The organism is Lysinibacillus sp. NPDC056232 (assembly GCF_042267565.1).
Taxonomy (GTDB): domain Bacteria; phylum Bacillota; class Bacilli; order Bacillales_A; family Planococcaceae; genus Lysinibacillus.
The window spans coordinates 21,454-33,498 of the sequence record NZ_JBHJTF010000034.1 but is presented as its reverse complement, the minus strand read 5'-3'; the positions used below and the strand labels follow the sequence as shown (position 1 = coordinate 33,498).

Below are 12,045 nucleotides of genomic sequence, written 5' to 3'. Positions count from 1 at the left end.
ATTATCAATCACTACGATTCTTCGTAAAGGCTTGTGTTAAATCCATGCGCATTACATCTAGTAAAGCAACAACACGCTTATAATCCATTCGTGTTGGACCAATAATTGCTATAGCCCCTTGTTGTTCTTCACCAATAGAATAAGTGGTCGTAATGACACTACAGTTTTCCATTTCTAGTTGTTTATTTTCCGAGCCAATACGAATATGAATGCCCGATTCATTGGGTTGGAAGAGCGACTGCACTTGGCTAGTCGTTTCCATTAAGTCCAAAATCATACGGACTTTATTTAAATCATGGAATTCCGGTTGGTTGAACATATTTGTTTTACCACCATAGAAAATTTTACTTTCCGAATTATGCATCGTCGCTGTAACGAGAGCGTGAATATAATCATCCGCTGATCGAACATGCTGCTGTAATACTGTGAGCACTTCAGCTTCGAGTTTTTTATGAATATCCTCTAATGACACACCAACTAGACGTTCATTCAAGATATTAACCATTTTCTCTAAATCAGAAGCGGTAAAATTAGGAGGTAAACTAAACATGCGATTTTCAACATGTCCGTTATTCGTTACGATAATCGCTACTGCTGTATCGCTAGAAAGTGGCACAATTGAAAATCGTTTAACACGATGTCTTTGAACGTCTGGTCCTAAAAGAATCGATGTATACGATGTCAGCTCTGATAAAATATTGGCTGACTTTCGGATAATATGCTCTACTTCTACTAAACGATCATTGAAAATTGATTGGATTTGCTGAATATCCCTTGAATTAATGCCTTGTGGGTTCAACAAATGGTCTACATAAAATCTATAACCCTTTTCCGAAGGCACTCGACCAGAGGAAGTGTGCGTTTTTTCTAAGAAGCCTAATTCCTCTAAATCCGCCATTTCATTTCGAATTGTGGCTGGACTAAATGTAATCTCTTGCTTTTTTGAGATTTGGCGAGAACCTACCGGCTGTGCAAACATAATAAAGTCGTCTACAATAGCTTGCAATATTTGTAATTGCCGATTTGTTAGCATGATCATCACCTCTGTTAGCACTCAACTAAGAGGAGTGCTAATACTATTATTAAGTTATCAAATCCTACATTTTATGTCAACGATATCGCTCAATCTTCTAGTAAAAATTGTTGAAATACTTCATTCCCTACAAAACGACCTTTTCGCGTAAGACGAATTCCTATAGGATCCTGTTCCAATAGACCTTCTGAAACTAACTTTTCAACGACATGTGAGTAATGCCTATGCATCGATTCATTAAATTTTTCTTCATATATAGTGTGTGTAATTCCTTCTGTTTTACGCAAACCTAAAAACATTTGCTCTTCTCGTTTCTCTTTCTCTGTTACAACATGTTCATATACAATTGGTAGTTCCCCTGCATTTACTGTATCCATATACTTTTTCAATGGTCCATGATTTGAATAACGCACACCAGCTAAATACCCATGAGCACCAGCACCAAAGCCTGCATATTCATCGTTTTCCCAGTATATTTTATTATGTTTAGAACTGAAACCAGATTGAGCAAAGTTGCTAATTTCGTATTGCTGAAGTCCATGTGCCTCCATTTGGTTCATTAACACATCGTACATATCGGCTTCAAGATCTTCAGTAGGTAAATGAAGCTTACCTTTTGTGTATTGATTATAAAAAATCGTTTTTGGCTCCACGATTAATGAATAAGCAGAATAATGTGGTAAATCAAGCGCGAATGCTTTTTCTAAAGTATCCTTCCATTGTGCCATCGTCTGACCCGGTAAACCATACATTAAATCCAAACTAATATTTCTGAAACCTACCTTTTTCGCCAAGGCAATTGTTTCATAGACGTGATTGTTGCTATGTGTACGGCCAATTTTCTTTAACAACTCTTGATCAAAGGATTGTACACCCATACTTAAGCGATTAACACCACCATCAAATAATGCCTGCATTTTTGCTTCTGATAGCTCGTCCGGATTGGCCTCTGATGTAAATTCTGTCACACTGTCCATTGGAATATACGTACAAATAAGCTCAAGAAGTCTCTCTATTTGTTGAGGCGATAAGGCTGTTGGTGTACCACCACCAAGAAATATCGTTTCGATTTGTTTAAAACTCTCGGGATACTTTTTTGTCGCAAGCTCCATCTCCTTGCCAAGCATTTCTATATATTCATCTACTGGTTGATTTTTAAAATAAAATTTATTGAAATCGCAATAGTTACAAATTTGATGACAAAAAGGAATATGAATGTAAACACCCCGTGCCATAGCTATCCCTTCTTTCTCGTAAGTCTTTTTCATTTCCTCATTATAAACAATTGAGGCAGGGAACGCCATGAATCGAATTAGTAAAATAACTAAATCAAAACTATTTTGCATTAACATTATTTATCTATGTTATTATCTGAAAATTCGTATTTTTGTGTTATGCTAATTAAAAGTAAGAAATGGAGTGATCATGATAGACATAATTTTAAAGCAACAACAGCAACAGAAAATGATGATGACACCTCAATTACAGCAATCTATTGAATTATTACAATATACAACACTTGAACTAGAGCAATTTTTGTATGAGCAGCAATTAGAGAATCCGTTAATCGACTTTCAACCACCATCATTTCAAGAACGTATTTTCGGAAATTCTCATTCTCCCTTTCGAACAACTGACAATGAATTATATACAAAAATTGCAGAACCAAACTACCGGGAGGAATTGTTACAACTAGCTACACTCACTTTTGCAAGTAATGATTTACAAATTGTCCAGTTTCTTATTGAACAGTTAGATAACAAGGGCTATTCTCCAGCACACCTTTCTAATGTTGCAGATGAACAACATTATTATGGTATTCAGCTTTTACAACAAATCGGTCCAGCGGGAATTGGTGCGCGTAATTTGCAAGAATGTCTTTTGTTACAAATCGAAGAGAATGATTACGATTTACAGCAGCTCATTCAAAAAGGACTGTACCTACTGGCTGAACGTAAATTTCCTGAATTGATGAAATCTCTTAAACTTTCTAAGGAACAGTTATTAGCACTAATTAATCAGCTTCAGCAACTAACACCAATACCTTGCACTTTGAACTCAGTAGATAACATCGAGTATGTTACACCAGATATTGTCGTTGTTATCGAAGATGGGGCATTACGATTCAGCTTAAATGATCACTCACTGCCATCTATTCAGCTTCATGATAGCTATAAAAATGTTACATCTTTACTACCTATAGTTGAACAAGCATATGTAAAACAGCAATATAAGCATTATGAGTGGCTCGTCCATAGCCTAGAGCGACGCCGTCAAACAATTATTCGTATCATGTCAGTGGTCCTACAGCACCAACAACAATTTTTCTACCAGGGGCTATCTTATTTAAAACCTTTATCTCTAAGAGATGTCGCAACACAAATCGACATGCACGAGTCAACAGTAAGCCGAGCAATTCGGAATAAAATAATACTGACACCTGTTGGAACGTATTTATGGAAGGATCTATTTTCTTCTAAAATTGAAAGCACTCAAACAGAGCATTCTCAAACTTCAATTTTAGAATTAATTAAAAATATAATTACCTTGGAAAATAAACAAAAGCCTTTATCTGATCAAAAGATTGCTGAAAGCCTAGCCAGCTCTTTTCAAATCAATTTGGCTAGGCGTACTATTAGCAAATATCGGGAAGAGTTAGGAATACCAGCAGCAAACAAAAGAAAGGAATTATAAATTTTGCATCCAATCAATATGATTATTCTTACATGAAAAACGATTTCCCTATACTAATGTGGTTTTGACTATACTCCCATTCGCGAGAAAAAACAGGCTTATAAACTTCTTAAAAGCCAAAAATAGTATGCTAGAAGGAATCTTCAAGCATACTATTTTCTCTTTTGGGATAGCCCATATCTTGTCTTATCCAATAGTTAAAATATCGTTACTACTTAATAAATAATGAGCAAGTGCTTCGGTCTCTTCACCAATGGCCTTATCACCTTCTAACGGTGGACAGAATGAACGTACTATTTCTAAAAATTTTCGTGTTGTTGGGGCTAATTGATGCTCTGCTTTTTCTAAAAAAATTGCTTGAGAGGCAGCAATTAACTCAATGGCAAGCACTCGCGCACTATTATGCACAATTTGTCGTGCTTGCCTTGCCGCAGTGGTTCCCATACTTACATGATCCTCTTGATTACCTGAAGTCGGGATAGAATCCACACTTGACGGATGGGCAAGGACTTTGTTTTCAGAAACGAGCGATGCTGCAACATATTGAACAACCATTAATCCACATTCAAGGCCTGGATCTGTTGCTAAAAACGGAGATAATTCACTTAATTGCGGATTCACTAAGCGCTCCGTTCTACGTTCTGAAATATTCGCCCATTCTGCTACACCTACCTTTAAAAAATCCATGGCAAGTGCAATCGGTTGTCCATGAAAATGCCCTCCAGATACTACCTCACCATTTTCTAATACAATCGGGTTATCCGTTGTGGCATTTATCTCTGTTTGCAAGCGTTGTTCTACATAATTGAAGCATTGCCACGAAGCTCCGTGAACTTGTGGTACACAGCGCAACGAATAAGCATCTTGCATACGTATTTCTCCTTGTGTTGTTATACGCTTGCTTCCCTCCAACCACTTTCGTATCCGACTTCCAACAGTTGCTATTTCAGCATGAGGGCGTACTGCTAATAAATCTTCATCAAAGGCTGAAATGATTCCTTTTAATGCCTCCATTGTCAGACATGCTGCCATATCTGCCGCGTACCCAAGACGTTCTGCCTCATTAATTGTAATAATCCCAATACCCGTCATCGCTTGTGTTCCATTAATTAATGCCAGTCCTTCTTTAGCTTGTAATCGAACCGCCGAGAGCCCTGCAAGAGCTAATGCTTGCTGTCCTGATATGACCTCTCCTTGATACTCTGCTTTTCCTTCCCCGACAAGTACTAACGCAATATGAGCCAATGGTGCTAAATCACCACTAGCACCAACCGAACCTTGCGATGGCACAATAGGATGTACATCTTTATTGATTAACTCAATTAATAATTGAAGCGTTTCTTCGCGAATGCCCGAATAGCCTTTTGCTAAAGCATTGGCACGCAAAGCCATCATCGTGCGTACAATTGAGATTTCTAATGGCGTGCCCACTCCAACTGCATCGGCACGTAGCAAATTAAGTTGCAATAGTTCATTATCTTGTTCAGCAATTTGAACATCACTCAGTTTACCGAAGCCTGTATTTACACCATATATAGCTTGACCCTCCGCTAACCTTTTTTCAATACGAGCGCGGCTCTTTCTAACTCGATCTAACGCACTCGGTGCTAGCGAAACATGTGCATAGCCTTTAGCAATTTTTTCAATTTGTTCTCTTGTCAATGTGTAACCATCTAGCAGAATAACTTCCATTAAAAAATTCACCCCTATGCTTTTTACTAATGTTCGATTTCTATAAAACCATTGCTGCCACAATACCAAATATAAATAATGGAATATTATAATGTACAAATGTTGGTACACATGTATCCCAAATATGGCTATGCTGTCCATCAGCATTCAAACCAGATGTAGGGCCAAGTGTACTATCTGAAGCAGGAGAGCCTGCATCGCCTAGAGCACCAGCAGTTCCAATAAGCGCAGCTGTGGCGAGCGTATCATTCATCTCACCATTTATAGAGGTGGGAGACTTCTGTAACTGCCGTTTCACTTTCGTTACAAAAGACATTTGCTGACAGAAGTTAAAACCGGATTATCTAACAAACATTTCTCCCACCATCTGTTTTATATTGTTTTGATTAAAATACTCGCAATAACAACACTTCCAATAGTTACAGTCGTAAATCCACCTACTAGCATTGGTGTTAAAATTTCATTGAAGATTTTTTTCTGTTCATCATCCGTTTTGCCAATACTTCTACTTACTTCCTCACATACAATGTAGTCTCCCGGAAAACCAAATGTAGCTGTTAACGCTACTGGAATACCTAAAAAATAATCAAATTTAAATAGTTTTGCCCCGATAAAACCACCTAAAAGAATACCTAGTACCCCTACGATAAGGATAGTGGCAACTGCAGGCAGCTGTTCGATAAACATATCAAATGTAATATCGTTCATCATTCCTATAACAATAAAAATGATTCCCGCCATCCCAACAGTAAAACCATTTGCCTTTTCCATTACTCGTTCAGGATAGAAATTCACTAAGCGACCAATAATACCAATTGCTAATGCCCACAAGCTATAAGGAATACCTGTCACTTTGGCTAAAGCAACCGCAATCGCACCTCCAATAAACAGCATAAACAATAACACTAAAGGCGTTCGGTATTTTTTAGGAATGATTAATTTATCATCTCCCTCTTCAAAGCTGGCATTATTGGAAGCAACAAAAGAGCCACTGTGAATTTTTTCACGAATTTTCACAGCATGTTTTCGTAACAAAAGATTCGCAACAGGAATGCCTATTAATGATTGTAGCGCCATAATAAGAGCTGGAATTGTTAGTAAACTGGCGAACCCCAACTCTTTTAATCCTTCTGAAGTAATTAAAACAGCAATAATTCCGCCATTTAAAGGGCCAGTTCCAGCAACAGCTGTTTTATAGTCAAAAAGGAAAGTAACAATTGTTAAAATAAAGAGTGAGGCAAATGACATGCCGATTATCGCAATAATGACAGCTCTCCATTGCGAACGGATCATTTTTAACGGTATTAATGTTCCCATGTGAACTAAGATTGGTGCTGTTCCTAATACTGCTCCTACTGTTAAAAATGTAGAGTTAGCAAGTAAATCTCTCGGAAAAATCCCTAGCCATAACAAGACTAAGTAACCCATCATTGCTACAAAAAGCATTGGTACTCTTGCATTACTAATAACCGAGATAATTTCTCCCAAAGCGATTAATCCTAGAATGATCATTGTTGCAATTACTGGTTCTTGAAGCATTTTATCTCCCCCTTAAGAGTTGAGTGTTAAAGCTGTATGAACTAATATTTTCAATCCAACTTCTAATGAGTCTTCTTGGATTCCAAATTTAGGGTGATGATGCGGATAATTTAATGATTCATCCTCAAAGGCTGCACCGATCCCTATGAATACGCCAGGAACTTTCGTCAAAAACGCCGAAAAATCTTCTCCACCCATAATTGGATCAATGTGTAAAATATATTCTGGACCTAGACTTTCTCTAATAATATTTTCAATTAATGAAGTCAGTTTCTCATCGTTTACGACAGAAGAATAACCATAGTGATACTCATATTTATAATCAGCGCCATGTACTGCAGTGAAATGCTTTACTTGAGTTTCAATTTCTTTCGCAATCAACTCACGCACTTCTTGTGAAAAGGTTCTTACACTGCCTCCTAAAAACGAACGATCTGGAATAATATTTTTAGCACTCCCCGCGCTAAACTCTGTTACAGCTATGACAGCACGCTCTTTCGCGTCAACCTTCTGTGGTACAATTTGATGCAATAGATTAGTAATTTGCGCACCTATTAAAATAGGATTAATAGAATCCTGCGGTTGAGAAGAATGCCCACCCTTTCCGATAATTTCAAGGTCGAACGTATCAGAGTTTGCTGTAATAGGACCTGAACAAATACCTATTTTCCCTGTAGGAAGCATGGAGAATAAATGTAATCCTACGATTTGATCGACACCTTCTATAACCCCAGCTGCCACCATTTCTTTGGCTCCACCTGGAAATACCTCCTCTGCATGCTGAAAAATAAAGCGAATTTCTCCTTTTATTGCAGGTTTCAAAGTAGATAAAATCTTTGCTGCCCCTAGTAACATAGCTGTATGCCCATCATGACCGCATGCATGCATCACACCTGGCACTTTAGAAGCGAAAGGCAAGTTTGTTTCTTCCTGAATAGGTAAAGCATCCATATCTGCTCTTAAAGCTAAGCACTTTCCTGGTAAATCTCCTTTTAAAATAGCTAAAACGCTCGTCTTTGTTGGTCTAGTGACCTCTAAATTTCCAAAAGACATTAACTGGCTATAGACATAATCGGACGTAGAGTATTCCTTATACGACAATTCAGGATTTTCATGTAAATATCTTCTCCACTGTTGTACTTGCGGAACCATTTTCTCTAATTCTTTCGTAATGTTTAATATAGTTGACATTTCTATTCCTCCTCTATTTGTGATTTATGCTGCTCATACCACTGTTCAATTAGCGCAGCTGTTAATCTACCTGTGTTCACTAAGTTTTCAATACTAATACTCTCTCTAAAAGAGTGAATATTCTGAAATCCATTCCCGAGTGTAATACAAGTCAATCCATTTTCATTTAGAACATTCGTATCTGCTCCACCTAATGTTTTTGTTAAATAGGAGGATACTTGAATGTTATCTGCCGCTTCAGATACTGTTTGAACAAGTTCATCTTCCTCAGAAATATTGAATCCTAGATATTTCTCGTCAATTTTCACTTCTACAGTACCTTGGTATTTCTTAGCGGCTACCTCCATCGTCTCCTGCATATGTTTCAATTGAGCTTCTAATTTCTCTTTAGAAAAACTTCTTACCTCTCCTCCAAGTGTAACTGAGCCTGGTATAATCGATGTCAGCTCTCCACCATGAATAATGCCTATATTCGCTAGTGTTTCACTATCAATCTCACCTAATTTCATATTTAACAGCCCATTAGCAGCAATGAGAAAAGCATTTCTTCCCTCTTCAGCATTTAACGCAATATGTGCTGCGTTTCCATTAATCGTGAACCAAATTCTGCTACTATATGGACCTTGCAAAATAATTTGCCCTACATCGCCACTACTATCAAAAATATAACCCTTTTTACTTTTTATTTTTTGATAATCCATATATTTTGCACCAACTAGGCCTGCTTGCTCATTTACTGTTAATATCAATTCAATCGGTCCATGTGGAATACCACTTTCAATGATGGCACCCATCGCCTCGATATAGGAGGCAAGTGCTGCACGATCATCAGCCCCTAAAATCGTAGTACCATCTGAGTAAATGACCCCATCCTTTATAATTGGCTTGAGATCCTCCGTCGGTAATACTGTATCCATATGAGTAGAAAAGAATAGAGGTGGAATGGTGTCATCCGTTCCTTTATGCCAGGCTATTAAATTCCCTACTTCTCCATTGAAATTTTTATGTGCTTCATCAAACGTTAATTGAAAATCTAACTTCGTTAATTCATCCTTTAAAAATGCTGCAACTAGACTTTCCTTGCTACTCGGACCATTTATTCTTGCCATTTCTAAAAATAACTTAACTAATCTTTCCTCATTCACTTTTTCTGCTGCCCTTGACGTAAAGTTAACGTTCAATCTTACCTCTCCCTTCTAAATGAATGTGTTCTCCTTTGACCAAGTACCTTCATTTATCACGACACGACCGCGTTTGATAACCGTTTCTACAATATTCGTTCCAAGCTCATATGCTACATGCTTATAGGTTGGTACATCCCATATTTGAATATCTGCAATTTTGCCGATTTCTAACGTACCGCGATCTGTTAAATTCAATGCCCTAGCCGCTACTTTTGTCGCAGCTTTAATCGCTTCCTCTACCGTAAATTGATAAAGTCGGCAAGCTAAATTGATGACGAAGGACATAGAACTTGTATAGCAAGCTGGACACATGTCTGTCGCTAAAGCTATTTGCATACCGCTATCTAGCATTTTACGGGCAGCAAAGGGGCGCTTATGGGCAACAGCAAAATCTAAAGCCGGCATCACTACACCGATGACACCCGCTTCCGCTAATTGTGTCATTAATGATTCTGGTGTATAGTTCAAATGATCAATCGAAACCATCTTCATTCGCGCTGCTAAATCTGAACCTCCAATATACGAATAGGCATCAGCATGAATTTTAGGTAATAATCCGTACGCTAATCCAGCTTGTAAGATGCGCTCGGATTCTTGCTCAGTGAAATAGCCTTCATCACACCAAACATCACAGAATTCCGCTAAGTTGTTTTGTGCTACTTGTGGAATCATGACTTCAATAATCTCATTGACATATTGTTTCTTCGTTAAATGATCCGGAATACCATGTGCCCCTAAAAATGTATTCACAACATCAAGAGGGGTATTCTCGTGTAATTGCCGGCCTATGCGTAAAATCTTTAATTCACTTTCAGGTGTTAGTCCATAACCACTTTTACTCTCAACTGTAGTTGTGCCATGTTTAAGCATTGTCATAATACGTTTTTTTGATTGCTCAAAAAGCACACCCTCAGCAGTATCTCGTGTAAGCTCAATCGTACGATTCGGCCCTACTGTCATCGCTAGATTTTTTAGATTTTCCTCAACGTTGCCAGATAATTTAGCAGCATACTCCTCGACCCTACTGCCATAAAAAACCAAGTGCGTGTGAGCATCGATATAACCTGGAGCAACAACTTTACCTTCTACATCAATAATGTTTGTACCGTCCATTACATAACGTTGCTTTAGTTCCTTATCCGAACAAATATCAATTATTCGTTCACCCTCAATAACGATTGCTGTATCAGTCAAAACTTGAAAATCCTGCATCTGATCACCTGTACAAGGCAAAATTTGTGCTGCATTTTTAATAATATAGTCCGGTCTTTTTAGCACATAATCACTCCTTTACAATAATAAATAGGCGATTGGTGTAACGATAATTAAGGTTAAGACGCTACGCACAAACCATATTCCAATCATTTTTCCTAAAGAAATTGGAATTTCCGTTGATAAAATACAAGGAATAAGTGCAGAGAAAAAAAGAATAGCAGAAATAGATAAAGTACCGACAATAAAACGTGTTTCGACAGTGCTCTCAACCGCTACGAGTGATGGTAAAAACATATCTATTAAATTGACAACTGCTGCCTTTGCAACGATTAACGGCTCAGCCATTTGTAATAGATACGTTAAAGGTACAAACAAATAAGCTGCATAATCAAAAATAGGTGTGTGATTGACAAGCCATAAACCAATAAGACCAATCGACATAATCGTCGGCAATATCCCCATGGCCATCACTAAGCCATCTTTAACATTCTCTTTTATACTTTGCCACAGGTTCGGAGCTTTCTCTGCGGTCTGCATCGCTTCCTTCCATGCATGCTGTAAACGATTTTCTTTTACGATTTTCTCCTTATCGCCTTCCATATTGTTGTAGTATTCATTACTTATATTGCGAATTGGCCAAATGCGCACACTAATCGCTGTTACTAAAAATGTCACTATAAAAGTAATCCAAAAATAAAGATTCCAAATATCCATCAAGTTTAAAGTTTTTGCTACAACAATCATAAATGTTACAGAAACAGTGGAAAACCCTGTAGCAATAATGACGGCCTCTTTTGTGGTGTACTTCCCCTCCTTATAAATACGATTTGTAATTAATAACCCAATTGAATAACTACCGACAAAGGAAGCTACAGCGTCAATGGCAGATCTACCAGGTGTTTTCCAAATTGGGCGCATAATAGGTTGCACTAAAATTCCTACAAATTCTAGTAAGCCATAACCGACAAGCATCGCTAAAAAAATTGCGCCTATCGGAACCAAAACGCCAATTGGAGTAAGGAGTGACTTATACCAATATGGTCCCATATCTTCAGCCAATAACCAGCTCGGACCAATATTAAAAACGACAAGCACAGAAGCAATAGCACCAATTATTTTCAATGTTGAAATAACCATCTCTACTATCGATTTATTCCAGGTTTTTTGATAAATAGGATAAATAGCTCCCGCAATGACGATTATCAAAATGTAATAGACAATCACTGATGAAAACTGTGTACGGATAAACGTCACTAAATGGTCAAGCGGTATTGTCTTTTTTCCATTTAACGTAATAGAGATAAAGAACATAAAAATGCCAAATAAGCTAAAGCCAAAAAATTTGTAGACCGCCGATTTCGGATAAATATGAGGTGTTTTTTCTAAAACATTGTCAAAATCCAAATGCGTCGTATCAGCTTTTTTCATGACATTCCTCCTTCTTTATAGGAAAAGAGACCAGGTACTGTTTTTACTGATTGCACTGGCCTCTGATCA

The 12,045-nt window shown here is 37.6% G+C and carries 9 protein-coding genes and 1 pseudogene; 1 reads left to right on the top strand and 9 read right to left on the bottom strand.

Annotation, left to right across the window (positions count from 1 at the left end; translation table 11 throughout):
• Window positions 1-4 precede the first annotated feature (4 nt).
• Together hrcA and hemW are read right to left on the bottom strand one after the other, a co-directional pair.
• Window positions 5-1,033 carry a heat-inducible transcriptional repressor HrcA gene (gene hrcA / locus ACFCYJ_RS20710; protein WP_376076496.1) on the bottom strand — a complete coding sequence of 343 codons (1,029 nt, stop codon included), beginning with the start codon at window positions 1,031-1,033 and terminating at the stop codon, window positions 5-7.
• Window positions 1,034-1,122: 89 nt separating this feature from the next.
• Window positions 1,123-2,268, bottom strand: a complete 1,146-nt coding sequence (gene hemW, locus ACFCYJ_RS20705) for a radical SAM family heme chaperone HemW (protein ID WP_376076555.1) — start codon at window positions 2,266-2,268, stop codon at window positions 1,123-1,125.
• A 190-nt stretch (window positions 2,269-2,458) separates the two neighbouring features.
• Here hemW and rpoN point away from each other — a divergent pair, with 190 nt between their 5' ends.
• The gene (rpoN, locus tag ACFCYJ_RS20700; RefSeq protein WP_376076493.1) at window positions 2,459-3,727 is read left to right on the top strand and encodes an RNA polymerase factor sigma-54; all 1,269 of its coding nucleotides are present in this window, start codon (window positions 2,459-2,461) and stop codon (window positions 3,725-3,727) included.
• A gap of 186 nt (window positions 3,728-3,913) precedes the next feature.
• Here the strand turns inward: rpoN and hutH are convergent, their stop codons facing one another.
• The 7 genes and pseudogenes from hutH to ACFCYJ_RS20665 all read right to left on the bottom strand — a co-directional run bounded on the left by hutH (window position 3,914) and on the right by ACFCYJ_RS20665 (window position 11,976).
• Window positions 3,914-5,419, bottom strand: coding sequence for a histidine ammonia-lyase (hutH, locus tag ACFCYJ_RS20695; protein ID WP_376076491.1), 1,506 nt, complete (start codon window positions 5,417-5,419; stop codon window positions 3,914-3,916).
• Window positions 5,420-5,459: 40 nt separating this feature from the next.
• Window positions 5,460-5,660: pseudogene (locus ACFCYJ_RS20690) on the bottom strand (Na+/H+ antiporter NhaC family protein); the annotation flags it as partial.
• A gap of 131 nt (window positions 5,661-5,791) precedes the next feature.
• A complete protein-coding gene (locus ACFCYJ_RS20685; RefSeq protein WP_376076488.1) occupies window positions 5,792-6,958 on the bottom strand; it encodes a hypothetical protein in 1,167 nt (388 codons plus the stop codon).
• Between the two features lie 12 nt (window positions 6,959-6,970).
• Window positions 6,971-8,149, bottom strand: coding sequence for an amidohydrolase (locus ACFCYJ_RS20680; RefSeq protein ID WP_376076487.1), 1,179 nt, complete (start codon window positions 8,147-8,149; stop codon window positions 6,971-6,973).
• 2 nt (window positions 8,150-8,151) lie between these two features.
• The gene (locus tag ACFCYJ_RS20675; protein WP_376076484.1) at window positions 8,152-9,330 is read right to left on the bottom strand and encodes a M20/M25/M40 family metallo-hydrolase; all 1,179 of its coding nucleotides are present in this window, start codon (window positions 9,328-9,330) and stop codon (window positions 8,152-8,154) included.
• A gap of 15 nt (window positions 9,331-9,345) precedes the next feature.
• Complete coding sequence (gene hutI / locus ACFCYJ_RS20670; protein WP_376076482.1) at window positions 9,346-10,611, bottom strand: imidazolonepropionase; 1,266 nt, start codon at window positions 10,609-10,611, stop codon at window positions 9,346-9,348.
• A gap of 12 nt (window positions 10,612-10,623) precedes the next feature.
• Window positions 10,624-11,976 (bottom strand): YjiH family protein, encoded by a 1,353-nt coding sequence (locus ACFCYJ_RS20665; RefSeq protein ID WP_376076480.1) that lies wholly within the window; start codon window positions 11,974-11,976, stop codon window positions 10,624-10,626.
• Window positions 11,977-12,045 lie beyond the last annotated feature (69 nt).

Bases quoted from the DNA above. Each gene is read 5' to 3' on its own strand.
- hrcA (WP_376076496.1), bottom strand. From the start codon at position 1,033: ATGCTAACAAATCGGCAATTACAAATATTGCAAGCTATTGTAGACGAC.
- hemW (WP_376076555.1), bottom strand. From the start codon at position 2,268: ATGGCACGGGGTGTTTACATTCATATTCCTTTTTGTCATCAAATTTGT.
- rpoN (WP_376076493.1), top strand. From the start codon at position 2,459: ATGATAGACATAATTTTAAAGCAACAACAGCAACAGAAAATGATGATG.
- hutH (WP_376076491.1), bottom strand. From the start codon at position 5,419: ATGGAAGTTATTCTGCTAGATGGTTACACATTGACAAGAGAACAAATT.
- ACFCYJ_RS20685 (WP_376076488.1), bottom strand. From the start codon at position 6,958: ATGCTTCAAGAACCAGTAATTGCAACAATGATCATTCTAGGATTAATC.
- ACFCYJ_RS20680 (WP_376076487.1), bottom strand. From the start codon at position 8,149: ATGTCAACTATATTAAACATTACGAAAGAATTAGAGAAAATGGTTCCG.
- ACFCYJ_RS20665 (WP_376076480.1), bottom strand. From the start codon at position 11,976: ATGAAAAAAGCTGATACGACGCATTTGGATTTTGACAATGTTTTAGAA.